At 73.0% G+C, this 23,670-nt stretch carries 23 protein-coding genes and 1 pseudogene; 15 read left to right on the top strand and 9 right to left on the bottom strand.

The annotated features are described in order from the left end of the window. Positions 1-254 precede the first annotated feature (254 nt). Both IE313_RS36610 and IE313_RS35115 read right to left on the bottom strand, forming a co-directional pair. Entirely contained in the window at positions 255-407 is a 153-nt protein-coding gene (locus IE313_RS36610; RefSeq protein ID WP_444546248.1) for a DUF7848 domain-containing protein, read from the bottom strand. Positions 408-956: 549 nt separating this feature from the next. After that, complete coding sequence (locus IE313_RS35115; protein ID WP_229924616.1) at positions 957-1,196, bottom strand: hypothetical protein; 240 nt, start codon at positions 1,194-1,196, stop codon at positions 957-959. Here IE313_RS35115 and IE313_RS11860 point away from each other — a divergent pair. Further along, positions 1,101-2,045 (top strand): Dyp-type peroxidase, encoded by a 945-nt coding sequence (locus IE313_RS11860; protein ID WP_229924558.1) that lies wholly within the window; start codon positions 1,101-1,103, stop codon positions 2,043-2,045. The genes IE313_RS35115 and IE313_RS11860 overlap by 96 nt on opposite strands. A gap of 435 nt (positions 2,046-2,480) precedes the next feature. After that, positions 2,481-2,648, top strand: coding sequence for a hydrophobic protein (locus IE313_RS11855; RefSeq protein WP_189931062.1), 168 nt, complete (start codon positions 2,481-2,483; stop codon positions 2,646-2,648). A gap of 141 nt (positions 2,649-2,789) precedes the next feature. On the opposite strand, the gene IE313_RS11850 is transcribed toward IE313_RS11855, so the two are convergent. Beyond that, positions 2,790-4,355, bottom strand: coding sequence for an FMN-binding glutamate synthase family protein (locus tag IE313_RS11850; protein ID WP_189931558.1), 1,566 nt, complete (start codon positions 4,353-4,355; stop codon positions 2,790-2,792). Between the two features lie 210 nt (positions 4,356-4,565). Next, entirely contained in the window at positions 4,566-5,198 is a 633-nt protein-coding gene (locus IE313_RS11845) for a hypothetical protein (protein WP_189931059.1), read from the bottom strand. Positions 5,199-5,511: 313 nt separating this feature from the next. Between IE313_RS11845 and IE313_RS35975 the strand changes: the two genes are divergently transcribed. The 6 genes from IE313_RS35975 to IE313_RS11820 all read left to right on the top strand — a co-directional run bounded on the left by IE313_RS35975 (position 5,512) and on the right by IE313_RS11820 (position 11,553). After that, positions 5,512-5,640, top strand: a complete 129-nt coding sequence (locus tag IE313_RS35975) for a hypothetical protein (protein ID WP_268256698.1) — start codon at positions 5,512-5,514, stop codon at positions 5,638-5,640. A 170-nt stretch (positions 5,641-5,810) separates the two neighbouring features. Beyond that, positions 5,811-6,503, top strand: a complete 693-nt coding sequence (locus IE313_RS11840; protein ID WP_189931057.1) for an RNA polymerase sigma factor — start codon at positions 5,811-5,813, stop codon at positions 6,501-6,503. After that, positions 6,500-6,733, top strand: a complete 234-nt coding sequence (locus IE313_RS11835; protein ID WP_189931052.1) for a hypothetical protein — start codon at positions 6,500-6,502, stop codon at positions 6,731-6,733. The genes IE313_RS11840 and IE313_RS11835 overlap by 4 nt, the downstream gene beginning before the upstream one ends. A gap of 401 nt (positions 6,734-7,134) precedes the next feature. Next, positions 7,135-8,367: a threonine synthase gene (locus IE313_RS11830; RefSeq protein ID WP_189931049.1), complete on the top strand. Its 1,233-nt coding sequence runs from the start codon at positions 7,135-7,137 to the stop codon at positions 8,365-8,367. Beyond that, entirely contained in the window at positions 8,364-10,091 is a 1,728-nt protein-coding gene (locus IE313_RS11825; RefSeq protein ID WP_189931048.1) for an AbgT family transporter, read from the top strand. Before IE313_RS11830 ends, IE313_RS11825 begins: the two co-directional genes overlap by 4 nt. A 199-nt stretch (positions 10,092-10,290) precedes the next feature. Continuing rightward, a complete protein-coding gene (locus IE313_RS11820) occupies positions 10,291-11,553 on the top strand; it encodes an amidohydrolase (protein WP_189931047.1) in 1,263 nt (420 codons plus the stop codon). A gap of 37 nt (positions 11,554-11,590) precedes the next feature. Here IE313_RS11820 and IE313_RS11815 read toward each other — a convergent pair whose 3' ends face one another. Genes IE313_RS11815 through IE313_RS11805 form a run of 3 tightly spaced genes read right to left on the bottom strand, consistent with a single transcriptional unit; the run spans position 11,591 to position 14,669 of the window. Further along, positions 11,591-12,412: a carbohydrate ABC transporter permease gene (locus tag IE313_RS11815; protein ID WP_189931046.1), complete on the bottom strand. Its 822-nt coding sequence runs from the start codon at positions 12,410-12,412 to the stop codon at positions 11,591-11,593. Then, a complete protein-coding gene (locus IE313_RS11810; RefSeq protein WP_189931045.1) occupies positions 12,409-13,383 on the bottom strand; it encodes a carbohydrate ABC transporter permease in 975 nt (324 codons plus the stop codon). Before IE313_RS11810 ends, IE313_RS11815 begins: the two co-directional genes overlap by 4 nt. Then, positions 13,380-14,669 carry an extracellular solute-binding protein gene (locus IE313_RS11805; protein ID WP_189931043.1) on the bottom strand — a complete coding sequence of 430 codons (1,290 nt, stop codon included), beginning with the start codon at positions 14,667-14,669 and terminating at the stop codon, positions 13,380-13,382. The genes IE313_RS11810 and IE313_RS11805 overlap by 4 nt, the downstream gene beginning before the upstream one ends. Positions 14,670-15,056: 387 nt before the next feature. On the opposite strand from IE313_RS11805, the gene IE313_RS11800 reads away from it, so the two are divergent. From IE313_RS11800 to IE313_RS11785, 5 genes are all read left to right on the top strand, one after another. After that, positions 15,057-15,911 (top strand): aldo/keto reductase, encoded by an 855-nt coding sequence (locus tag IE313_RS11800; protein WP_189931041.1) that lies wholly within the window; start codon positions 15,057-15,059, stop codon positions 15,909-15,911. A 220-nt stretch (positions 15,912-16,131) separates the two neighbouring features. After that, positions 16,132-17,007, top strand: coding sequence for a hypothetical protein (locus IE313_RS11795; RefSeq protein WP_229924557.1), 876 nt, complete (start codon positions 16,132-16,134; stop codon positions 17,005-17,007). Positions 17,008-17,232: 225 nt separating this feature from the next. Next, entirely contained in the window at positions 17,233-17,622 is a 390-nt protein-coding gene (locus IE313_RS11790) for a toll/interleukin-1 receptor domain-containing protein (protein ID WP_229924556.1), read from the top strand. Positions 17,623-17,643: 21 nt separating this feature from the next. After that, positions 17,644-17,784, top strand: a complete 141-nt coding sequence (locus IE313_RS35110) for a hypothetical protein (RefSeq protein ID WP_229924555.1) — start codon at positions 17,644-17,646, stop codon at positions 17,782-17,784. A 41-nt stretch (positions 17,785-17,825) separates the two neighbouring features. Then, positions 17,826-18,563, top strand: coding sequence for a toll/interleukin-1 receptor domain-containing protein (locus tag IE313_RS11785; RefSeq protein WP_229924554.1), 738 nt, complete (start codon positions 17,826-17,828; stop codon positions 18,561-18,563). A gap of 186 nt (positions 18,564-18,749) precedes the next feature. On the opposite strand, the gene IE313_RS11780 is transcribed toward IE313_RS11785, so the two are convergent. Continuing rightward, entirely contained in the window at positions 18,750-19,424 is a 675-nt protein-coding gene (locus tag IE313_RS11780; protein ID WP_189931040.1) for a hypothetical protein, read from the bottom strand. Positions 19,425-19,812: 388 nt separating this feature from the next. On the opposite strand from IE313_RS11780, the pseudogene IE313_RS11775 reads away from it, so the two are divergent. Further along, positions 19,813-20,430 (top strand): annotated as a pseudogene (locus IE313_RS11775) (phosphoribosyltransferase); the annotation flags it as partial. A gap of 21 nt (positions 20,431-20,451) precedes the next feature. Then, positions 20,452-21,579 carry a CapA family protein gene (locus tag IE313_RS11770; protein WP_189931036.1) on the top strand — a complete coding sequence of 376 codons (1,128 nt, stop codon included), beginning with the start codon at positions 20,452-20,454 and terminating at the stop codon, positions 21,577-21,579. A 131-nt stretch (positions 21,580-21,710) separates the two neighbouring features. Here the strand turns inward: IE313_RS11770 and polX are convergent, their stop codons facing one another. Beyond that, positions 21,711-23,438: a DNA polymerase/3'-5' exonuclease PolX gene (gene polX, locus IE313_RS11765; protein WP_189931034.1), complete on the bottom strand. Its 1,728-nt coding sequence runs from the start codon at positions 23,436-23,438 to the stop codon at positions 21,711-21,713. Positions 23,439-23,670 lie beyond the last annotated feature (232 nt).

Genomic DNA, 23,670 nt, shown 5'->3' with positions numbered 1-23,670 from the left:
CGTGACGATAGAGATAACTGGGCTGATGCCGGTGCGGGGTTGAGCGAGACACACGTGACGGGCGATCGGTCAGCGTGCCCGCCATCGTGGCTGACTTTCTGTGGCTGAGGCCAGAACCCCGTGCTCATGGGCCGGCATGTGAGCGCCCGTCCCTGCCGGGGCTGATGAGGACGGGGAGCCTCGATCGGTCACGCCCGGCAGGGACGGGAGTCGGGTGGGTCAGCGCGGCGCGCCACCTGGGCGAGCAGAACGGGTCACATCTGCCGCCAGGCCCGCCAGGGCCGGGTGATGAGCTCCCGGTAGATGTGGTGGGATGGGTTCTGGCCGCAGTGGCGTAGCACCCAGTGCTGCGGTTCGTGCCGGTTTCTGGTGCAGGCGGAGACGCGTAGAAGGACCTGGATCGACACGCATGTAGATCCGACGTCCCGCCAGGTGCGTCCTGGCGGTGCTTCAGCGCGGGTTTCGGCAGTAGTTGGCGGCAACGTCAGCGGACGAGAGCGCTGCTGGGTGACGGTTTGTCTTGTCGCCGTTGGCGCGGCCTGTCTCAGCGATCGTCGGGCTGTCGAGTGGCCGTGACGCCGATGTGGGCGTGGTGGTGGCCGGCGGTTGAGGGAGCTGTCGGCGGCGCGATCTCTGGTCCCGAAGGGCAAGTCGGTGGTCCTCGGCACCACGAAGCGCTGTCGGGTGCGTGCTCCGATCCGTGACTGCGGCCGCCGGCGCCCGGGACGGCGGCGAACCGCCGCGCCGTCCGACAGCCGTCACCGTCACCGTCACCGTCAAGCCCAGGCAGGCACGGACGGCGTCGGACCGGGCGGGGCGGCCCGCCGGGCGGATGGGATGAGGCCGCCGAACGCGTTGTACGAGGGGGTGGCCACGTGCGAGGTTGTGCCTGGCCGTGGTTGAGGGGCGGATGAGGAGGGTGGGCGGCGATGGTCGGGAAGTGGGTCCCCCGCTTATCAGTGGCGAAGAGCAGGAGGAGACTCCTTCTCTCCGCCGTTCTCGCGGGTCTGGGCGGTGGTTCCGCCGCTGCCGTCTCCGCTGCCCTGCTGCGGGACGGCCCTGCCGGCGGCGGCGCCGGTGAAGATGCACATCCCCCTTTCGTGCGGGGTGCCGCCCCACTCGCCCACGCGCAGGTTCTCGCCCTCGATCTCGCCGTGCCGGAAGAGGAAGCCGGGCGTGCGGTCGGCGAAGCCCACCGGGTCGTCACCGCGGCGGACGACGGTCCCGTCGCCGCGTGGCTCGCCCTTGGGGCCGGGCTCGTGCCCGAGTCGGCTGCCAGACCGAGGGGGCTCAGGTCGATGCCGTCCTTCCCCGGGGACGTGCTGGACCGGCAGCGGTCGCACGGTGATCTTCTGGTGCAGGTCACCGGGGCCTCGGCGCACACGGCGGCGCGAGCAGCGCAGCGGATCCTGGGCGCCCTTCCGCACTGGCGGGTGCGCTGGAGGGCGGAGGGGAACCGGCCCGGAAACCGTGTGGAGAACGGCAGGGGGCTGGCCCGGAACCCGTTCCACTTCACCGAGGGGTACGGCAACCCCGGCGACTACCGGGCCGTCGCCGACCGCGTGTTCGTCCGGGCCGGCCAGGGCGAGCCCGACTGGGCGGTGGGCGGCAGCTACCAGGTGGTGCGGATCATCAGGCTCGCGGACGGACTGTGGGACCGGGACTCCCCGCGCGAGCAGGAGCGGATCATCGGCCGGGGGAAGGACGGACGGTGGCTGGACGGGACGCCCGGTGCACAGCGGGCGGACTTCGCCGCCGACCCGCGGGGGAGGGCCACTCCCCTCGATGCGCATGTGCGCCGTGCGGCGCCGGACCGCCGTCATCCTCCGCCGCTCGTGCGGCGCAGCTACAACTACGACCGCGGCCACGGCGACCGGGGCCTGGTCTTCTCCTGCTTCCAGCGGGACCTGGCAGACGGCTTCGAAGCCGTCCAGAGGAGGCTGCGGGGCGAGTCGATGGCGAAGTACACGCTCACCGTCGGCGGCGGGTACTTCTTCGTCCCGCCGCAGGGGCGCGCCTGGCTCGATGCGTTGTTCCCCGCGTGAGGCGGGCTGGCGGCGCGGCGATCCCTGCGTGAGGCGGGCTGGCGACGCGGCGAACCCTGCGTGAGGCGGGCTGGCGACGCGGCGACCCCTGTGTGAGGTGTGCTGCCGGCGCGGCGACCCCGCGTGAGGCCCGCTGCCGGCGCGGCGACCCCCGCCGTGAGGTGCCGGGCCGGGCGCGACGTCTCCCCGGCCGAGCCGGGGACCGCGGGACGCGCTGCCGAGCGCGACGTCCCCCGGCCGAGGCGCGCCTGCCGGGCACGGTGCCGCGGCTCGGGCCCGGGCAGGCGCGCCTCGGCCCGGGGCCCGTTCGGGAGGCCCGTTCGGACCCGACGGGCCGTCGGTGCCCGGCCGGGGCGCAGGCCCGCCACGTCGTCTTCACAAGCAGTGCATAAGGCGATCGGGACAGGGCACCAGCGGGTGCGGAGGTGATTGACGATGGGCCCTTTGCTCCTCGTACTGCTACTGGCACTGCTTCTTTTCGGCTTCGGCTTTGCCGTGAAGCTTCTGTGGTGGATCGCGCTGGTGGTCCTGGTGATCTGGCTGCTCGGCTTCGTGTTCCGTGCGGCCGAGGGCGGCAGGCGCCGTCGATGGTACCGATGGTGATCTGATGAAACGATCCTTCAGATCTGTGTACCGACAGCCGTGAGAGCGTTCAGTGATGCGCCGGGGCCGCCGGGGGAGGACCTCCCCCGGCGGCCCCGGCTTCTGTTGGGTCGCCCGCCCGGGGGCTCGCCCGGTCCCCGCTCAGACGGTGAACTCGTCCGGGTCGGCCGCGGCCCAGTCCTCGGCCCAGGTGCGGGGCGGCTCGGCGAGCAGTTGCCCGGGCTCCAGCAGGTCGTACATCTCGGCGCCGGAGACCACGGTGGTGGCGTCCAGGCGCCGCCGCAGCATATGGGGGCGCAGGTCCGCCGGGTCGGTGACGCCCATGGACGCCATGATCTGCAGGGCGCTGTGCACGGTCGCCTCCTGGAAGCGGCGCACCCGCTCCGACTTGTCGGCGACGTCCAGCGCGCGTGCCCGGCGCGGATCCTGGGTGGCCACCCCCACCGGGCAGGTGTTGGTGTGGCAGCGCTGGGCCTGGATGCAGCCGACGGCGAACATCATGGCGCGGGCGGCGTTGGTGTAGTCCGCGCCCTGGATGAGGCGCTTGACGAGATCGGCGCCGGTGGCGACCTTGCCGCTCGCGCCGATCCTGATCCGGTCCCGCAGCCCGGTGCCGACCAGCGCGCTGTGCACGGTGGTCAGGCCCTCGGTCAGCGGAGTGCCGAGGTGGTCGGCGAACTCCAGCGGCGCGGCCCCGGTACCGCCCTCGGCGCCGTCGACGACGATGAAGTCAGGGGTGACGTCCTCGGCCAGCATCGCCTTGCACACCGCGAGGAACTGCCGGCGCGAGGTGAGGCAGAGCTTGAACCCGGTCGGCTTGCCGCCCGCCAGATCACGCATCCGCGCCACGAAGCGCACCAGCTCGCGCGGTGTGCCGAACACCTGGTGGTAGGGCGGGGAGATCACCGTCCGGCCCTCGGGCACCTCGCGGACGCGGGCGATCTCGGCGTTGACCTTGCTGCCGGGCAGCACACCGCCGATGCCGGGCTTGGCCCCCTGGGACAGCTTCAGGGACACGCACCTGACCTGCTCGTGCCGGGCCTTGTCCGCGAACTTCCCCGCGTCGAACCGTCCGTCACTCGTGCGGCACCCGAAGTAACCGGTGCCTATCTCCCATATCAGGTCGCCGCCGTGCCGCAGGTGGTACTCCGACAGGCCGCCCTCGCCGGTGTCATGGGCGAAGCCACCGCCCGCCGCGCCCCGGTTGAGGGCCAGGATGGCGTTGGTCGACAGCGCGCCGAAGCTCATCGCGGAGACGTTCAGCAGCGCCATGTCGTACGGTCGCGTGCAGTCGGGGCCGCCGACGCGCACCGTCGGGGGCTCGTCGGGAACGGCCTTCGGGACCATGGACGGGACCAGGAACTCGTAGCCCTCCGCGTAGAGGTCGCGCTCCGTGCCGAAGGGCTCCTCCGCGTCCGTGCCCTTGGCCCGCTCGTACACGAGGGAGCGCACGTCCCGGTCGAAGGGCCGGCCGTCGTAGTTGCGCTCGATGAAGTACTGCTGGAGCTCCGGTCTGAGGCCCTCCATCAGGAACCGGAGGTGGCCGAGGATCGGATAGTTGCGCAGCACCGAGTGCCTGCGCTGGAGCAGGTCCCACGTCCCGAGGGCGGTCAGCGCCACCAGCACGCCGGCCGGCACCCAGCACCACGGCGAGACGGCCCAGGCGAGGGCGGCGCAGACGCACGCGGCGCACGCCACCGCCACCATGAACACGAATCTAGCCACACCAGAGGCCATCGCCCGCACTCCGTACTCCCGCAGCCGCCGTTCTTCGCGAACCTTCGCAGGCCACGGTAACCGTGTCGGCCGAGACGGCGCCGCCGTGCCCACCGGCGGGGGCCCACCGGCGGCGGCCAACCGGCGGGGGCGCCGACGCGGGCTCGCGGGCCGCGCGGAGCCCGCGGGCGGTCGCGGGTGTCAGTCGGAGACGGGCGTGGCGTACGGGTCGACGTCGCAGTGGTCGACCAGCTCGGCGAGGCCCTCGCCGCCCACCTTCAGCCTGGTGGTCGCCTTGCCCCCGGCGGGCACCTTGAGATCGTCGGACGCGTCGGTGACGGTGATGCCGTCGGCGTCCACGAAGGTGACCGACGCCCAGAAGCGGGCCGCCTTGGTGTTGCCGTTGGTGAGCTCGACGGTCGCGTACGGGGCCTTCTGCGTCGCGCAGCCGATCAGCCTCACCTTCGCGTCCTTCAGCCGGCCGTCGCCGGTCGGGGAGCTGGAGGAGGTCGGGTGGCGGGTCGGATACCGGCGGTAGGCGCCGCCGCTCGTGCTCCCGCCGCTGCCGTAGGCGTCGTCGTCATCGCCGTACGCCGAACCGGAGGTCGACGACGAGCCGTACGAGGAACCGGACGACGAGCCGGACGTCGACGACGAGCCGTAGCCCGAGCCCGACGACGAGCCGTCGTGGTCCTGGTGCGAACTGCTGCACCCGCCCCCGCCACTGTGGTGACTGTGGCCCCCGTGGCTCCGCGCCGGCACGAAGCCGGTCAACGCGAGTGCCGTCATGCCCAGTACCGCCGCCAGTTTCAGCGCCCGCCCCCGATTCGCCATTCCGTCACTCTACTCACCCCCGTCCCTGCACCGCGTCACACCCGTCCCTCCACGGCGCCACACCCGTCCCGAGGCGTTCCTCGCCGCCGCCCGCCCGCCGGCACCCCGTACCCGCGCCGCTGCCCGGCCCGTGGGCTCGGCGCTACCCGGCGGTCACGGTGTCCGCCGCCGCGCTCGGCCGTGTGCGCCGGCCCAGACGAGTACTGCGCGTAAGAAGCCCCCGCGCCGCCACGCACATGAGCCGGTGCACCGACCGCCGGAACCGGCCACCGGAACCGGCCACCGCCGCCACCGCCCGAACAGGAGCTTCGCCATGACACCTTCGGACAGCGGCTCGGCCTGCGCGAACCCCGCCCTCGACGCGGCCCGGGACGCGCGGACCGCCGTGCCGGACGAGCCGGCCCGGTGCCCCGGGGCCGTGCCGGTCAGCGCGGGCACGTGAGGACCCCGCTCCGGCGCAGCCGTCGGCCGCCCGGTGCCGGGGGACGGCGTCGGCCCGGTCCGGCGCGTCGAGGAACGCGCCGGCGCGTCGCCCGCGAGCACGGCGCCGCCACCGCCCTGCGGACCCGGGCCCGCCCCGGGTCCGCGGGGGCGGTCTCTAGGATGACGACCATGGCTTCCGTACGCCGTGACGAGAACGGTCGGGCCGCGGCCGAGGACCCGCATCAGTCGTCCCCGCCGCCGTTGGATCCCGTGTCCGAGGAGTGGGTGACCGCCCTCACATCGCAGGGTGCCGAGTACGAGCAGGCGTGCGCGCGGCTGTACGGGGACCTCCTGCGGATCGCTTTCAAGGAGCTTGCGCGGCGCCACGACCGGCACGGGCTGTCCGGGCAGGAGCTGGAGGACGTGGGCCAGCAGGCCGCCGCGGACGCGCTCCTCGCCATCACGAGGAAGATCGGCCAGTTCCGGGGCGAGAGCCGGTTCACCACGTGGGCGTACAAGTTCGTGATCTTCGAGGTGTCCACCCAGCTCGGCCGCCACTTCCGGCGCACCCGCGGGGTGCCGATGGACACGGAGGACTGGGAGCGGCTGCCCGACGTGCTGGGCGCCGGTCCCGCCGAGGAGTCACAGGCCCGTGAACTGGCCTCCGCGGTGCGCTCCGGCATCGACGAGGTGCTCACCGACCACCAGCGGAAGATCTTCGTGGCCGTGGTGCTGGCCGGGGTCCCGCTGGAGGCCGTGGTGGCGGAGCTGGGCACGAACAGGAACGCCGTGTACAAGACGATGTTCGACGCCCGGCGCAAGCTGAGGCTGCGGCTGGAGGCCGACGGGTACCTGGACGCGACGACGCGGAGGCGGTCATGAACCACGCGGACGGGCCGACCCTGGCCGATCGGCTGCGCCTTTTCCTGGAGACGGACCCGCGGGACGTCGGGTGCGAGCGGGCGATGGAGCTGCTCCACGTGTACGTCGAGCTCAGGGCTGCGGGCCAGGCACCGGAGGAGCGTTACCCGGGCATCGCGGCCCATCTGCGGGCCTGCGGACCGTGCTCGGACGAGTACGAGGGGCTGCTGGCCGCGGTCACGGAGCTCTGAGGCACGGCGGGGGCGGCCGGGTCCGGGGCATGGGGGGGGTGGCCGGGTCCGAGGCGCGGCGGGTGGCCCGGCGGCGGTGGCCGGGTGCCGCGCGGCGGCGACCCGTTCCCCCGCGCCCCGGCGTCCCGAGCCGTGGTGGCCCGCCCGTTTCCCCGAGCCGTGATGGCCGGTCCCCGAGCCGCGGTGGCCCGGTCCCCGCGCCGCGGCGGCGCGTTCCCCGTGCCTCGGTGGAGACGGGGGGAGGTGCCCCGAAACGGTCGCGCGCACCACCTGGAGTGCACTCGAACACTTGACTCACGATTCCCCGGTGGGTTGTGCTCAGTGGCACCACCAGCCTCCGAACCACCAGCGCACCCGCGTCGCCCAGTCACAACCACCGGCCCCACCCCGAGAAGGAACCGATGCCCGCGTACTCCGCCCTGACCCACCTGGAATGCTCACGGACCGGCAGCCGGCACGACGCCGATGTGGTGCAGGGCACCTCGCCCGTCGGCGCCCCGCTGCTGGCGCGTTACGACCTGGAGCAGGTCCGGGCCACCGTGACCAAGGAGGAGGTGGCCGCCCGGCCTCCGTCGCTGTGGCGGTACCACGAGGTCCTTCCCGTGCGTTCCGAGGCGAACGTGATCACCCTCGGCGAGGGCATGACGCCCCTCCTCGACCTGCCCCGCTACGGCTCGGCCCTCGGCGTGCCCGCCCTGAAGATGAAGGACGAGAGCCTGATCCCCACGGGCAGCTTCAAGGCCCGCGGTGCGGCGGTCGGCGTCTCCCGCGCCGCCGAGCTGGGCGTCACCGGCATCGCGATGCCCACCAACGGCAACGCGGGCGCCGCCTGGTCGGTGTACGCGGCCCGGGCCGGGATGCGCAGCCTGGTGGCGATGCCCGTGGACGCCCCCGAGATCACCCGCGCCGAGTGCGTGGTCTCCGGCGCCGAGCTGTACCTCGTGGACGGCCTGATCGGCGACGCGGGACGGCTGGTGGCCGCCGCGGTGGCCGAGCGCACCGGCTACCAGGAGATCTCCACCCTCAAGGAGCCCTACCGCATCGAGGGCAAGAAGACGATGGGCTACGAGATCGTCGAGCAACTCGGCTGGCGGGTCCCCGACGTGATCCTCTACCCGACCGGCGGCGGTGTCGGGATCATCGGCATCTACAAGGCGCTGCTGGAGATGCAGGAGCTGGGCTGGATCAGCGGCGACCTGCCCCGTCTGGTGGCCGTCCAGGCCGAGGGCTGCGCCCCGATCGTGGAGGCCTACCAGCGCGGTGACACGGAGTCCGTGGCCTTCCCCGACGCCCGCACCGTGGCCTTCGGCATCACGGTACCGAAGGCGCTCGGCGACTTCCTGGTCCTGGAGGCGGTCCGCAAGACCGAGGGGACCGCGGTCGCCGTCAGCGACGGGGAACTGCTCGCCGCCCAGGGCGAGCTGGCCCGTACCGAGGGCGCGTTCATCTGCCCGGAGGGCGCGGCCTGCTTCGCCGCCGTGCGGAACCTGCGCGCCACCGGCTGGTTGCGCGGCGACGAGGAGGTCGTGGTGCTGAACACCGGGGCCGGCCTGAAGTACCCGGAGACGGTGCCGGTGGACGTGCCCACCCTGCCCGTCGACGGCCGGATACCCGGCGCGCCGGAGCCTCGGTGACCTCTCCCTCCGGTCCCGACCCCGAGTCCCGGGAGCCGGCCGGCCCGGGCGAGGGGACGGCCACCGCGGCCGGGAGCCGCGCACTCGACCTCGGTCGCCTGGGCCGCTTCTTCTCCGTGGTGGAGCGGGCCGGCGGCCGCATCCCGCACCCGTTCCTGCTCTTCCTCTACCTGCTGATCGTCCTGGCGGTGGCCTCGGCGGTGCTCTCCCACCTTGACGCCACCGCCCGCGTCCCCGGTGCCGACGGGGCCCTTCCCGTGCGGTCGGTGCTCTCCGTCGCAGGCGTCCAGCACCTGTTGTCCACCTTCGTCACCAACTTCATCGGCTACCCGCCGCTCGGTGTGGTGCTGGCCATGCTGCTCGGCGTCGGCGTCGCCGAGCGCGCCGGGTTCCTGAACGCGGTGGTCTCCGCGGTGCTGGCCCGGGTGCCGCGCGGGCTGATGCCGTACGCGGTGACCTACGTCGCCGCCCAGGGCCATGTGATGGGCGATGCCTCGATGGTGATCCTGCCGCCGCTGGCCGCCCTGGCGTTCCGCGCGGTGGGACGGCATCCGATCGCCGGGATGCTGGGCAGCTTCGCCTCCACCACCGTCGGCTACGCCTCCGGCGTGCTGATCGGCGCGCTGGACGCCAACCTGTCCGCCATCACCGCCTCGGTGGCCCCGCACGGCTTCGGCATCACCACCTCCGTGGTGATGAACTACTTCTTCCAGGCCGTCTCGGGTCTGGTGCTGCCGCTGCTCACCGGCTTCCTGCTGGTCCGCTGGGTGGAGCCGAGCCTGCCGCCGTACCGGCCCGCGCGGGACGGGGACGGCGCGGCCGCCGAGCGTACGGAGCACGGCGGTGCGGCCTCCGGCGGTGCGCCCTCCCACGGCGCCGGACCGGATCGCGCCGGACCGGATGGCGCCGGACCGGATCGCGCCGGACCGGGCGGTGCGGCACCGGCGGGCCAGGCGATCACGGCCGAGCAGCGCCGCGGCCTGCGGTGCGCGGTCCTCGCGCTGACCGCGTTCCTCGTCCTGGTGCTCGCCTGCTGGCTGATCCCCTCCGGTCCGCTGCGCGGCCCGGGCGGCGGGCTGGTCCAGTCGCCGTTCTTCGACGGCATCGTCACCCTGGTGATGCTCGCCTTCCTCGTCTGCGGCATCGCCTACGGCGTGCCCGCCGGCACCATCAGGGCGGCCGGCGACGTGCCGCGGCTGATGGCCGAGGCGTTGCAGGGCATGCTCGGATACATCGTCATCGCCTTCACCGCGGGCCAGTTCATCGCCATGTTCACCTGGAGCCACGTCGGCGAGTTCCTGGCGGTGCAGGGCGCCGGGGTGCTGCGCACCGCGCACCTGACCGGGTTCCCCGCACTGCTGGTGGCGATGGCGTTCAGCGGGCTGCTGTCGCTGGTGGTGTTCTCGGGATCGTCGCTGTGGACGGTGCTGGCGCCGGTGCTGGTCCCGGTCTTCGCCGGACTCGGCTACCACCCGGCGGTGGTGCAGGCGGCGTACCGGGTCGGCGACTCGGTGACCCACCCCGTGTCACCGCTGAACCCGTACGTGTACATGCTGGAGCTGTCCGCCCGCACCTACGACCGGCACTTCACGCTGGGCATGGTCTTCGCCCGGCTGAGCCTGTTCGTGGTGCCGGTGGCGGTGCTGTGGGTGGCGCTGTTCGCCGTCTTCTACTTCGCGGGGATCCCGTTCGGCCCCGGCGTGCCCACCAGGCTGGGCCACTGAGCCGCGGCCCCGGGGCCGGCACCCCTCGCCGGCCCCGCCCCGCCGACTCGGCCCCCGTCGACCCCCACGCCTCCCGTCGAACCCCACGCCCCGATCGACTCCGCGCCCGCAGGCTTCCCCCCACCGACCCATCCCCCCATCCCCCCAACCCCTTCATCAGTGATCGAACCCGAATCGACGTACCAGGAGGTGACGGCGCATGCCGGAAACCACGGCGGTCCGCTGGCGGCGGGACATCCACCGCCACCCGGAGGTCGGCTTCACCGAGTTCCGCACCGCCAGTCTGATCGCCGGCCGTCTCGCCGACCTCGGCTGGCAGGTGCGTACCGGTCAGGAGGTGATCAGCCCCGGAGCACGGCTGGGCGTGCCCGGCGCCGAGCAACTGGAGGCCGCCTACCGGCGGGCCGCCGAGGAGGGCGCCGACCAGCGCCACCTGCCCTCGCTGCGCGGCGGCAACACCGCGGTGGTGGCCACCTGGCAGGGTGCACGGCCGGGCCGCGCGCTCGCCCTGCGGGCGGACATCGACGCGCTGCCGATCACCGAGTCGGACGCCGCCGACCACCTGCCGGCCCGGGACGGCTTCCGCTCCGCGCACGACGGCGTGATGCACGCGTGCGGGCACGACGGCCACATCGGCATCGCCATGGAGCTGGCGGAACGCATCGCCGCCGAGCCCCCGGAGGCCGGCTCGCTCACCCTGCTCTTCCAGCCGGCCGAGGAGGGCGGGCGCGGGGCGCGGGCCATGGTGCCGAGCGGGGTGGTCGACTCCGTCGACGTCTTCCTCGCCGCCCACCTGGGCCTGAACCAGCCGACCGGCACCGTGGCCAGCTCGCTGGACGGGCTGCTGGCCAACGCCAAGATACGCGCGGTGTTCCGCGGCGTGGCCGCACACGCCTCGCTCGCCCCGCACGAGGGCCGCAACGCGCTGCTGGGCGCCGCCGCGGCCACCCTTGCGGTGCAGGGCCTGCCCCGCGTCCCGGGCCACGAGACACGGGTGGCGGTCGGCGCCATCCACGGGGGCACCAGCAGCAACATCGTGCCGGACACCGCCGAGGTGCTGCTGGAGACCAGGGCCGACGACGGCGACGTCAACGCGGACCTGGAGGACCGGGCACGGCGTGCGCTGCGCGGCGCGGCCGAGACGTACGGCCTCGGCGTCGACATCGAGCTGATCGGCTCGGTCACCACGGCCCGTGCGGACCGCGGCGCGGTGGAGCTGGTCGAGGCGGCCGCCGCCGCCCGCGGCCTGCGCCTGGTGACACCCTCCGCGGAGAGCGGTGTCGCGAGCGACGACGCCACCGCGTTCATGCGCCGTGTGCAGGAGCGGGGCGGGAGCGCCTGCTACCTCGCGGTCGGAGCCGACCTCGCCGCCCCGCACCACACGCCGCGCTTCGACTTCGACGAGGCGGCGCTGGGGCTGGGCGTGGACCTGCTGGAGGAGGCCGTGCGGCGTTCGCTGTGACGGCGGCCGGCCGTCGTGGCGGGCCCGGGAGGCCGGGTCATCCCTTGAGCGCCCCCGAGGCGATGTTGCGGATGAAGTGGCGCGCACCGAGGAGGAACACGATGACCAGCGGCACGACGGCCACCAGGGTGCCGGCCATGACGACGCTGTAGTCGGTGACGTAGAGGCCGTTGAGCTGGGCGAGCGCGAGCTGGAGTGTGATGTGGTGGGAGTCGATGAGGACGACCAGCGGCCACAGGAAGTCGTTCCAGGCGTTGACGAAGGTGAAGATGCCGAGGAACGCGAGCGCGGGGCGCAGCACGGGCAGGGCGACGTTCAGGTAGGTGCGGAAGAAGCCGCAGCCGTCGATCCTGGCCGCCTCCAGCAGTTCGTCCGGCAGTGCTCCGGCCGCGTACTGGCGCATCCAGAAGATGCCGAAGGCGTTGGCGGCCGCGGGCACGATCAGCGCCTTCAGGCTGCCCACCCAGCCGAAGTGGGCCATCAGGGAGAACTGCGGGATGGCCGCGAGCTGGGTGGGCACCACGAAGGTGGCCAGCAGGATGCCGAAGAGCGCTTTGCTGCCGGGGAAGGTGTACTTGGCGAAGGTGAAGGCGGCGAGCGAGTCGAAGAACAGCACCGCGAGTGTCGTCACCACGGCCACGACCATCGTGTTGAGCAGCGAGCCGAAGAAGTCGATCTTCGAGAAGACCTCGCCGATGTTGTGGAAGAGCTGGCCGCCGTAGACGAGCTTCGGCGGGGCGGCGTAGATGTCGGCCGTGGTGTTGGACGCCATCACGCTCAGCCAGTAGTAGGGGAAGAGGGTGATCAGCGCGCCGATGACGAGTGCGGCGTACGTCAGGATCCGTCCGCGGGTGCTCATCGCCCGCCCTCCTCGGTGGTGACCTGGCCCCGGTCGGGGCGTTGCACGAGCCGCCAGTTGAGGATGGCGAACAGCACGACGACCACGAAGATGCCCCAGGCGATCGCGGCCCCGTAGCCGAAGTCGTTGTCCGCGAAGGCGGTGCCGTAGAAGTAGAGGACCATCGTCATCCCCGCCGCTCCGGGGCCGCCCCGGTCCCCGAGCAGCACCTGCGACTCGGTGAAGGTCTGCAGACCGCCGATGGCCGACATCACCAGCGAGAAGAGCAGCACCGGGCGCAGCAGCGGCAGCGTGATCCGGAAGAACGTCTGCACGGGCCCCGCGCCGTCGATGCGGGCGGCCTCGTAGACGTCGGTGGGCAGCGCCTGGAGCCCGGTGAGGAAGATGATGGCGTTGTAGCCGGTCCAGCGCCAGACGATCATGATGGCGATGGCAGAGCGGATCGCCCACGGGTCGGCCAGCCAGGGCACGTGGCCGAGGCCGAAGAGGCCGAGGAACCAGTTGAGGATGCCGAACTCGCCGCTGAAGATCGAGCCGAACACCAGTGACATCGCCACGATCGACGTCACGTTGGGCATGAAGTAGGCGATCCGCAGGGCGCCCTTGAAGCGGATCGAGGAGTTCAGGCCCAGCGCGATGAGCAGCGCGAGCACGGTCATCGGGACCGTCGACATCACCCAGATGAGGAGGGTGTTGCCGATCGAGTCCCAGAACTGGCCGTCGGTGAGCAGGTAGCGGAAGTTCTCCAGGCCGACGAACTTCTTCGGGCCGACCCCGTCCCAGCGCTGGAGCGCCAGGTAGAGCGAGTAGAGCACCGGGTAGAGGCCGAAGACGGCGAAGAGGACGAAGAACGGCGAGATGGCCGCGTACTGGGGCAGGTGGCGCCACCGGCGGCGGCGCCGGGCCGCGTCCGAGGGCGACGGCGGCGCCGGGCGGGCGGGCGGCGCGTCGACGCCGGGTATCGCGGTCATGAGAGCACTCCCTGCCGGCGCAGCAGCCGTTCGATGCGGGTCCTGGCGTCGTGCCAGGCCCGCTCCGGGTCCTTGCCGCCGAGCTCGACGTTGGTCAGCTCGTCGGTGTAGGTGTCGCTGATGGTGATGTCCCAGGGACTGAAGTAGGCGTACCGCACCCGCTTGGCGATCGAGGCGAAGACCTCCACGGTCGACTGGCCGCCGAAGAACGGGTCGGGCGCGGTGAGCCGCTTGTCGGTGAAGGCGGCGGGGCTGGACGGGAAGAGGCCGATGTCGAGGTAGTCCCAGGTCTGGTTCGCCGGGTCCTGGAGCCAACTGACGATCTCGAACGCGGCCTCGGGGTGCGGGCAGGCGCTGGTGATGGCGAGGAAGGAGCCGCCCTGGTTGCCGGGGCCGCCGGGCGGCGCGCACACCCGCCACTTGCCGGCGGTGCGGGGCGCGGACTGCTTGATCTCACCGGTGATCCAGGAGGCGTTGACGAGGCTCAGCTCCCGGCCGGTGTTCCATGCCGCGTGCCGGTCCACGGACTGGCCGTTGACGCTCTGCGAGCCCGCGTACCCGGCGGTCAGGCGGCGGTGGAACGCCTCCACCGACCGGTCCCACGCCAGCCGGACGTGGGACTGGTCGTCGAGGTAGTGGTTGTGCGGATCGAAGTACTTCTTCGGCTCCTGGGCCATGGAGTACGTGAACACGGTCTTGGTGTCCGTGATCAGGTAGCGTCCCGGCAGCTTCTTCCGCAGCCGCTCGCCGAAGGCGAAGTACTTCTCCCAGGTGGGCACGGCGGCGGCGACGTCGTCGGGCTCGCTCGGGAAGCCGGCCCCCTCGAAGATGTCGTGCCGGTAGTAGAGGGCGGCGGGGCCGACGTCGATGGGGAAGCCGAGTTGGAAGCCGTCCGGGCTCGCGCCCGCCTGCCACTTCCACGGCAGGTAGCGGTCCGCCAGCTTCCGGGCGCCGAGCCGGTTCAGGTCGACGAAGCGGTCGCTGTCGGCGAAGTACCGGGAGATGTTGTCGCCGATCATGGTGATGTCGGGCAGGTAGGCCCGGCCCGCGAGGGCGGCGAGCAGCCGCTGTGTCAGGTCGCCGCTCACCTGCGAGGTGACGAACCGGTCCGCGGCGAACCGCTTCCCGGCCTCCTTCAGCACGTGCTCGGACAGGCCGTTGTAGGTGTACCAGAGCGTGAGGCGGCCCGGGTTGGCGGTCGCGGGGCTGGAGCACGCGCTGGCCCCGAGGGCGGTGGTGCCGAGGGCGGCGGCGCCCGTCAGGAGCCTTCGTCGAGTCAGCGTCATCGAGGACCCTTCGGAAGCGGAGACCATTGAGCGCTCCCGTGAGTGCTCGTGAATGCCGGGAAGTTTGTTGCTGGTGATGCGCAAGTGTCAAGAGGGGAGGGGCCTCTCCGGTCCCCCCGGTCCTGGCCGCAGCAGCGGAGCGAGCCGCTCCGGTTCACTCTCCGGTTCACTCTCCGGTTCACCGTCCGATTCAGCGGAGCAGGCTCTCAATGCGTTCGCTCCCTTCTATTGGACAGCCGGCCGTCGCCGGAGCGAGGCTGTCCCCATCAGCGGCGGTCCGGCCGGGCGCGCCGTACCCGAACCGGGACGAAGACCCCGCCGGGCACGCGACGGAGCCGGACGGCCGCGGCACCCGCCGCACCCCGCCGTCGAAAGGCAATGGCACTCATGCAGACCCGTCGTATCGGTGACGTCCAGGTCGGCGCGATCGGACTGGGCGGTATGCCCATGTCGATCGAGGGACGCCCGGACGAGGCCCGTTCGATCGCCACCATCCACGCGGCCCTCGACGCCGGCGTCACCTTCATCGACACCGCCGACGCCTACCATCAGCACGCAGACGAGGTGGGCCACAACGAGGCACTGATCGCCAAGGCGCTCGCCACCCACTCCGCAGGCTCGGAGGTGCTGGTCGCCACCAAGGGCGGCCACCTGCGCCCCGGGGACGGCACCTGGACCCTCGACGGCCGCCCCGAGCACCTCAAGCGGGCCTGCGAGGCGTCGCTCAAGCGGCTCGGCGTCGAGGCGATCGGCCTCTACCAGTTCCACCGCCCCGACCCGGCCGTTCCCTACGAGGAGTCCGTCGGCGCCATCGCCGAGCTGCTGGACGAGGGCAAGATCCGGATGGCGGGCATCTCCAACGCCGACCCCGCCCGGATACGCCAGGCCGACGAGGTCCTCGGCGGCCGGCTGGTGTCCGTGCAGAACCAGTTCTCGCCCGCCTTCCTCTCCAGCCGCCCGGAGCTGGACCTGTGCGCCGAACTCGGCATCGCCTTCCTGCCCTGGAGCCCGTTCGGCGGCATCACCAGGGCGGACAGCCTGGGCACCAGCCACGACGCCTTCGCCCGGGTCGCCGAGGCGCACGGCGTCAGCCCCCACCGGGTCTGCCTCGCCTGGATGCTCGCGCTGTCCCCGGTGGTGATCCCGATCCCGGGCTCCAGCCGCCCCGAGACCATCAGGGACTCCGTGGCCGCGACCGAACTCTCCCTCGACGCGGACGAGCTCGCCCTGCTCGGGGCGTAGCCGGCGCCGCCGGGCGGGTGGCCGGTGCGGCAGGTGCCCGGCGCCTGCCGCACCTGCGCGGCAGCCGCTGACCGTTTGACTGCGGGACGGACGCGGTCTGCGGGCATGCGCGCACCGCCGGGGACGGACGGGACACGGGGGGCCGGAAGGGGTGGCCGAGGCCACTGGGCCGGGGCTACGCTCAGCTCCCCACCGTGGACCTGACGAGGTGACAGTGACCATGAGCCTGTTCCGTCCCCGCACCCGCACGGCCGCCCGCACCACCACGGCGCTCCTCGGCGCCGCCGCGCTGACCGCGCTGTGCGCCGCCACCGCGTCCGCCGCCACACAGGGCTGGGTGCGCACGGGCACCTTGAGCGTCGGCTCCCTGACCGGCGGGGAGGGCCTGGCCTCGCTCGACGACGGGTCGCTGGTCTACCGCGGCCTGGGCTCGATACCGCTGGACCTGCGGATCCGGGGCTGGAACCACGTCGGCGACCCGGACGCCTCCCGCGGCTACGTCTTCGACGCCTACCAGGGCGGCGACACGGCGACGAAGAAGATGTTCGCGGTCACCACCCAGGACGGGACCCGCTATCTGTACGAGCACCCGCTCGACGCGGGCGAGAAGCTCAACAACTCCTTCGCCGCCGTCTCCCCGGACGCGCAGTGGCTGGTCTCCGGGGAGTGGGGCGACCAGGGCCGCCTCCAGGTCTTCCCGGCCCCGCTGCTCAACCCCGCCACCCCGGCCACCGGGGGGACGCTCCCGCAGGCGGGGCAGATCACCCTCGACCACCCGGTGCGCGACATCCAGGGCTGCGACTTCGTCACCGCCACCCAACTGGTGTGCGCCTCCGACGACGCCGCCACCGACCTCTTCCCCGACCCGCGCCCGCTGCTCCAGGTGGACCTGCCGCACGCCCTGGACGGCACGGAGGTCACCGGGCACGTGAGCGACCTCGGCCCCCTCCCGCAGCAGAGCGTCTGCACCGGCACCTTCGAGGCCGAGGGCGTGGACTACGACCCGCACTCCGGCGTGCTGCGCGCGCAGGTGGTGCCGCCCGGGGCGTGCCAGGTCGGCACGACGGTGTACGAGTACCGGCGCGACGGGGCCTGACGGCCGCCCCGTGGCCCGTCGCGCGCCGTGGGCGTACACCCGCGGGGCGGGCGCGGGGCCGAGCCGTCGCACGCACCCGCGGCCGGCGGTCCCACGGGGCATGCCGTGCACGGAGGGACGGTCCCGACGCCCGCGCCCCCGGGCCAACCTCAAGCCAGCCTCCGAAGTGGCCCGTTGACGGCGAAAGGCTCCGGCATCCACGCTTCCCGCCGGTAATGTCGCGGCATGGATCCCGATGAGTGGGGATTGGTGATCGGCGTCGTCGGTGTGGTCGCCGCGCTCGTCTCGACCGGCCTGGAGGTTCGCGACCGGCTGCCCCGCAGACGGCCTTTCGCCCCTGTCCCGCCTGCTGCGGACCCGGGCGGTACCTATGACGTGTTCATCTCCCACGCCGAGGCGGACAGCGGGCTTGCGGAGATGCTGGCGTCCCGGCTGGACGCCGAAGGACTGCGTGTCTTCCTGGCCCGGTGGATCGGCCCCGGCCTCGTGGAGAGCCTGGAGAAGGAAGAGGCCCTGCGCGCCTCGGCCAACGGACTGCTGGTGTTCAGCGGTGCGACCATGAACGACGCCGCGATCCGCGACGAGTACGCGGCCCTCCTCCAGCGTGTGCGCTAGGGAGGGCGGCGGTTCATCCCCGTGCTGGTGGAGGACGTGGACCTGCCGCCCTTCGCCCGTATCCGCAGACCGGTGGATCTGCGGGACCCGGGCAGCGACCGGTTCGACCAGAGCCTCGCCATGCTGGTGCGAGCCGTACGGCCCCGGAGTGATGCCACCTGATCGATGTCTTCGTCTCCCACGCCCACGAGGACGGCCCCTGGGTGCGGAGGCTGGCGAGCGGTCTTGCCCGACGCGGTCTGAACGTCTTCTTCGACGAGTGGGACGTGCTCCCCGGCGATGTGGTGGTGCACCGCACCGACGCCGCGATCAGCGACGCGGCGTGCGCCCTCGTGGTCGTCAGCCCGGCCTCTGCGACATCACCGCGGGCCCTTGAGGAGTACGCGGCCCTGGCCGCGGCCGGAGCGACGCGCAACCTGCGGTTCATTCCCGTGCTGATCGGCGGTGCCGTCCTTCCGCCCTTTGCCGCCAACCGGGTCTGGCGCGACTTCGGGAACGTCGACGAGCGGGAGTACGAGGACAGGGTCGAGGAGCTTTTCGCGGTCATCGCGGACGAGACGGCCTGCCGGACACCGCACGGCCAGGGCGCGCAGGTGCGCCGGGAGAACGTCGCGGCGGCCCTGCCGTCGCCGCCCCGTCCCGTGACCGAGCCCGACCAGCGTGCTTTCGTGGTCTGCTACGCCCCCGCCGACGCGGCGTACGGCCTTGCGCTCGCCGACCAGCTCAGAGCGGCCGCACTGCCCGTCTGGTCGGCCGCCGATCTCAGGCCCGGGGACCTCTCCGCCTACCTGGAGACACAGCCGATCGCACGGCTGGAGGAACTGCTGAGGAACGTGCGGAACCTGCACCAGGACACCGGGATCGACGGCAGGGCGCGGCCCTCGCTGGCCAAGGGGGACGCCCGCGAGGACGCCCAGGACCTCCAGGGGGAGGCGACGTAGCACCCCGGCCGCGTCCGGTGCGGGGCCGACCGCGGGCCGGGACGCGCGGGCGAGCCGGCACGTCCGCGAACGGCATCGCCCAACGGACGGCGGCGCCCGGCCCCAACGGGATCCCGAGCGCCCACCACGCCAGGAACGGCAGGGTCCACACGAGGGTCATGGCGAGGGCGGCAGCACGGCGGCGGCTCAGTGCTGCGGGCTGAGCTCCCGGCGCGCCGCGCCCGCCGCCGTCCCCCGGGCGCTGCGCAGCGTGGCGATGCCCGTGGCCAGCAGCCAGTAGCTGAGGATCGCGCCCATCAGCGCCGTGGTGCCCCAGCCGTTGGCGGCGTAGAAGTGCGCGGGGTCGTTGCCGAAGAACAGGGACGGGACGAACGCCAGGTTGACCGCACCGAGCAGGTAGGCCGAACGCGCGGTCCAGCGCGGCAGCAGGCCGGTGCGGGAGACGGCGTGGCCGAGGGCGAGCAGGAAGAGCGCGAGCAGCACCCGGCCGATGGACCCGTACAGGACGTAGGTGCCGTCGACGGTGACGGTCGGGTCGATCCGGTGGTCGGAGGCGATGACCGCGCCCGCCTCCAGGCCGCTGGAGACCAGCGTGAGCGTGCAGTACGCGATCCCTGCCGCGAACGCGAGCGTCCCGGCCCACTCGTACTGCGGACCGACCCGCCTGACGAGATCGCGCAGCCCGGTCACGAAGACCAGCAGGAAGGCCAGCGCGAAGATCCCGATCAGCAGCCGGGACAGCACGTTGGGGGCCGTCGGCGGCCCCGAGTACACGAAGTAGAGAGGTACCTCGATGATGAGGGCGGCCGCGGCGGCGATGCCGGCGGCACCGGTGAGGCGTCGTGCGCCTGTCTCGTTCATGGTTCGTCTTCTTCCAGTTCTTCCTGCGGGTTCTTCCTGCGGGTGTCGTCCGCGGGTGTCGTCCGCGGGTCTCCTCTGCGGGTGTCCTCTGCGGGTCCCTGCGGGGCGGATCCTCGCGGCGGCGCTCTCCCTCCCGTGCCGACGCGCACCATCCTCGCCGGATCGCCGCACCGGGTCCCTGGGCCCAGGCGGTGGATCGGGGGTGTACCTGCCGCCACCCCCTGCCGGCCTCCTGTACTGGGCATCGGGCGGCACCCCGAGTCACAGTGGAAGGAGAGCCCGGCCGGGCGCCCGGCGCGGGCGACACCGGCGGCCGGGCGGTGCCCGTCCACGGTGGGCCGGCCGGCCCGGGGCCGCCACAGGAGAAGAGGGACGCATCGTGATCTACATGGACCGTCGGGAAGCGGGACGCCGGCTGGGCGCGCATCTGCGGCACCTGACCGGCGAGGACGTCGTGGTGCTCGGGCTGCCCAGGGGCGGGGTGCCGGTCGCCCGCGAGGTCGCCGAGGCGCTCGGCGCACCGCTGGACGTGTGCCTGGTGCGCAAGCTGGGGACGCCGTTCCAGCCGGAGCTGGGGATGGGCGCCCTCGGTGAGGACGGTGTGCGTGTCATCAACGACGAGGTGATGCGTGACGCCCGGGTCACCCGCGAGGAGCTGGCCGAGGTCGAGGAGCGCGAGCGGGCCGTCCTGGAGCGCAGGGCGCGGCGCTACCGCGGCGGGGCCCGCCCGATCGACCTGGCAGGCCGCACCGTGGTGGTGGTCGACGACGGAGTGGCCACCGGATCCACGGCCCGCGCGGCGTGCCGGATCGTCCGGGCCCGCGGGGCGGCGCGCACCGTGCTGGCCGTGCCCGTGGCGCCGTACGGCTGGACCGACCGGCTCGGCGGCGAGGCCGACGAACTGGTCAGCCCGCAGACACCGCGGGAGTTCTACGCGATCGGCCAGTTCTACGTCGACTTCGCGCAGACCGACGACGACGAGGTGGTCGCCTGCCTGACCGCCGCGGCCACACCGCCCCGGTGACCTGTGTCCACCGCCGCCGTCACCCTGTTCCTCTGCGGTGACGTCATGCTCGGCCGCGGCGTCGACCAGATCCTGCCGCACCCCGGCGACCCGACGCTCAGGGAGGGGTACGTCCGCGACGCCCGCGACTACGTGGGCCTGGCCGAATCGGTGAACGGCCCCGTCCCGCGCCCCGCCGGGTACCGCTGGCCCTGGGGCGAGGTGCTGCACCAGTTGGACGCGGCGGCGCCCGACGCACGGGTGGTCAACCTGGAGACCAGCGTCACCAGGGCCGGCGACTTCGCGTCCGGCAAGGGCGTCCACTACCGCATGAGCCCGGCGAACCTGCCGTGCCTGGCCGCCGTCCGCCCCGACGTCTGCGCGCTGGCCAACAACCATGTGCTCGACTTCGGCCGGCGCGGCCTTCAGGAGACGCTCGACGTCCTGGCGGACGCGGGGCTCGGCACGGCAGGTGCCGGCCGGGACGCGGACGCGGCGCGGCGGCCCGCCCTCGTGCCGCTGCCGTCCGGCGGACGGCTGCTGGTCTTCTCCCTCGGCCTGCCGACCAGCGGTATCCCGTACAGTTGGGCCGCCACCAGGACACGGGCCGGCGTCGACCTCGCCGTGCACCCGCAGGCGTACGCGGCGGCACTCGCCGAGCGGCTGGGGGAGGTGAAACGGCCGGGCGACATCGTCGTCGCCTCGGTCCACTGGGGCGGCAACTGGGACTACGAGGTCTCCGCCGCCGACACCCGCTTCGCGCACGCCCTCGTCGACGCGGGCGTGGACGTCGTGCACGGCCACTCCTCGCACCATCCGCGCCCGCTCGAGGTGTACAGGGACAGGCTCGTGCTGTACGGCTGCGGCGACCTGGTCGACGACTACGAGGGCATCGGCGGCCACGAGCAGTACCGCGACGACCTGCGGCTGCTGTACCTGGTGTCGGTGCAGCCGGACACCGGGCGCCTCGCCGGCGTCCGGATGGTGCCGCTCAAGGCGCACCGGATGCGGCTGCGGCACACCTCACCCGCGGACACCGCCTGGCTGCGTGCCGTCGTCGACGGGGTCAGCCGGGAGTTCGGCTGCCGGATCGATCCGGCGCCCGGCGGCGCGCTCGCACTGCGGTGGCCGGGTACCGCGCCCGGCGCATGAGGCCGCGGCCGGGCGCACCGCGCCCCGCGGCGGTATGCGCTCACCCGGGCAGTGCGCACCCGGACCCGGCCGACCTCGTCGGGCCGGGCCGGTGGCGTCCGCACCTCGGCGGTGGAGCCCCCGGCCCGCTCTCACCGCTTCCTGCCCTTGGCCAGGAAGCCGCGCAGCCGCCCCAGCGGCCAGGTGTTGATGACGTCCCGCGGGGTGAGCCAGCCGCGCTGGGCGGTGCCGACGCCGTAGCGCAACTGCGCGAGGTGGAGGACGGAGTGGGCGTCGGAGTCCACGGCGAACCGCACCCCGAACTCCTTGGCGCGCAGGATGTCCTCGTCGCCGAGGTCGAGCCGGTCGGGCTGGGCGTTGACCTCCAGTGCGGTGCCGGTGCGGGCGCAGGCGGCGAACACCTCGTCCCAGTCGGCGTCCACGGGCGGCCGTTTGCCGATCAGACGGCCGGTCGGGTGGCCGATGACGTTGATCCGGGGATGCTCGCAGGCCCGTACCAGACGCCGGGTCATGGCCCGCCGCCCGAGGCCGAAGTGGGAGTGCAGCGAGGCCACGCAGAGGTCGAAGCCGGCGAGGAAGTCCTCTGGCCAGTCCACCTCGCCGTCCGGGCCGATGTTCAGCTCGGTGCCGTGCAGCAGCCGCATCCCGCGGTGCGCGCCGTCCAGCTCCCGCACCCGCTCCCGCTGGGCCAGCGCCTTCTCGTCGGTCATGCGCTGCATGGCGAGGTCGGGCGCGTGATCGGTGACCGCGTAGTACCGCAGACCGCGCCGGGCGGCGGCCGCCACCATCTCGTCCAGGGGGGCGAGACCGTCGGTGAGGGAGGTGTGCGTGTGCAGGTCGCCGCGGATGTCCCGCTCGGTCACCACCTCGGGGAGCTCGCCCCGCAGGCCGGCCTCGATCTCCCCCCGGTCCTCGCGCAGCGTCGGCGGGATCCACGGCAGGCCGAGCCGTGCGTAGACCTCCTCCTCGGTGTGGGAGGCGACGGACCGTTCGCTGTCCATGTCGAACAGCCCGTACTCGGACAGCTTCAGACCGCGGTGGACGGCGATGGTGCGGGTGCGGATGTTGTGCGCCCTGGACCCGGTGAAGTACTGCATCCCCGCGCCCCAGGACCGGGGCGGCAGCACCCGCAGGTCGACCTGGACGCCCTGCACCGTGCGGATCGAGGTCTTCTTCGTGCCGCGGGCGATCACCTCGGCGGTCGACGGCAGCTCGCCGAGCGCCGCCATGAACGGGTCCGCGCGGCGCGCTGCGACGAGGATGTCGATGTCCCCGACGCTCTCCCTCACCCGGCGCAGTGACCCGGCGTAGGCGCAGTGCGCGCAGCCGGTCAGCCGGGACAGCTCGGCGACGATCTCCTCGGCGGGGTCCATGGCGGTGCCCAGCGGGATGCGGGCGCCGGCCTGCTCCATCAGCTCGATGCCGTGCAGGATGTTCTCCTCGGTCTTCTTCCCGAAGCCCTTGAGGCCGCCCAGCCGCTCGGCCCGGATGGCCTCGGCCAGCTCGGCCACCGAGGAGACGTGCAGGTCCTCGTAGAGCGTCATGGCCTTCCTGGGGCCGAGGGTGGGGATCGCGATGAGCTCCCGTACACCGGCGGGGATCGCCTCCCGGCGCTGCTCGACCGCGCCGACGGTGCCGGTGCGCAGGTACTCCTCCACCTTCTCGGCGATCGACCTGCCCACACCGGGGATCTTCCGCAGGTCCTGCTGCCCGAGGCGGGAGACGTCGAAGGGGTGGCCGCCGATCGCGCGGGCCGCCTTCTCGTAGGCGCGCGCCTTGAAGGCGTCGCCTCCCGTGATCGCGATGAGGTCCGCGTACTCCCGGAGCAGTGCCTCGACCTCGTCATTGGACCGGGCCATTCCTCCAGTCTAGGAGGGGAAATGTCGCGTTTGCCACATGGGGGCGGGGCTGGTGAGGACGGGGCGCCCCGGCGCCCGGGGCGCCCGGATCCGGCCGGGTGCGGGTGCGGCCGGGCACGGGTGCGGGGTGCCCCCGGGCCGGTGGGCCGGCCCGGGGGGGGGTGCCTCTATGTCTTTCGTCAAGGTGTTCGGGTTCGGTTTGGGGTGGTTTGACTTGTGGGTGTCATGCGGC

The organism is Streptomyces sulfonofaciens, from assembly GCF_014656295.1.
Classification (GTDB): Bacteria; Actinomycetota; Actinomycetes; order Streptomycetales; family Streptomycetaceae; genus Streptomyces; species Streptomyces sulfonofaciens.
This window is presented reverse-complemented; position numbering and strand designations above follow the sequence as displayed.

Excerpts from the sequence above, each read along its gene's own strand:
- IE313_RS35975 (WP_268256698.1), top strand. The coding sequence starts at position 5,512 with ATGACACCTTCGGACAGCGGCTCGGCCTGCGCGAACCCCGCCCTCGAC.
- IE313_RS11815 (WP_189931046.1), bottom strand. The coding sequence starts at position 12,412 with ATGAGCACCCGCGGACGGATCCTGACGTACGCCGCACTCGTCATCGGC.
- IE313_RS11795 (WP_229924557.1), top strand. The coding sequence starts at position 16,132 with ATGAGCCTGTTCCGTCCCCGCACCCGCACGGCCGCCCGCACCACCACG.
- IE313_RS11850 (WP_189931558.1), bottom strand. The coding sequence starts at position 4,355 with ATGGTGGCGGTGGCGTGCGCCGCGTGCGTCTGCGCCGCCCTCGCCTGG.
- IE313_RS11780 (WP_189931040.1), bottom strand. The coding sequence starts at position 19,424 with ATGAACGAGACAGGCGCACGACGCCTCACCGGTGCCGCCGGCATCGCC.
- IE313_RS11820 (WP_189931047.1), top strand. The coding sequence starts at position 10,291 with ATGCCGGAAACCACGGCGGTCCGCTGGCGGCGGGACATCCACCGCCAC.
- IE313_RS11790 (WP_229924556.1), top strand. The coding sequence starts at position 17,233 with ATGGATCCCGATGAGTGGGGATTGGTGATCGGCGTCGTCGGTGTGGTC.
- IE313_RS11835 (WP_189931052.1), top strand. The coding sequence starts at position 6,500 with ATGAACCACGCGGACGGGCCGACCCTGGCCGATCGGCTGCGCCTTTTC.
- IE313_RS11810 (WP_189931045.1), bottom strand. The coding sequence starts at position 13,383 with ATGACCGCGATACCCGGCGTCGACGCGCCGCCCGCCCGCCCGGCGCCG.
- IE313_RS11845 (WP_189931059.1), bottom strand. The coding sequence starts at position 5,198 with ATGGCGAATCGGGGGCGGGCGCTGAAACTGGCGGCGGTACTGGGCATG.
- polX (WP_189931034.1), bottom strand. The coding sequence starts at position 23,438 with ATGGCCCGGTCCAATGACGAGGTCGAGGCACTGCTCCGGGAGTACGCG.
- IE313_RS11830 (WP_189931049.1), top strand. The coding sequence starts at position 7,135 with ATGCCCGCGTACTCCGCCCTGACCCACCTGGAATGCTCACGGACCGGC.
- IE313_RS11805 (WP_189931043.1), bottom strand. The coding sequence starts at position 14,669 with ATGACGCTGACTCGACGAAGGCTCCTGACGGGCGCCGCCGCCCTCGGC.
- IE313_RS11855 (WP_189931062.1), top strand. The coding sequence starts at position 2,481 with ATGGGCCCTTTGCTCCTCGTACTGCTACTGGCACTGCTTCTTTTCGGC.
- IE313_RS11800 (WP_189931041.1), top strand. The coding sequence starts at position 15,057 with ATGCAGACCCGTCGTATCGGTGACGTCCAGGTCGGCGCGATCGGACTG.
- IE313_RS11840 (WP_189931057.1), top strand. The coding sequence starts at position 5,811 with ATGGCTTCCGTACGCCGTGACGAGAACGGTCGGGCCGCGGCCGAGGAC.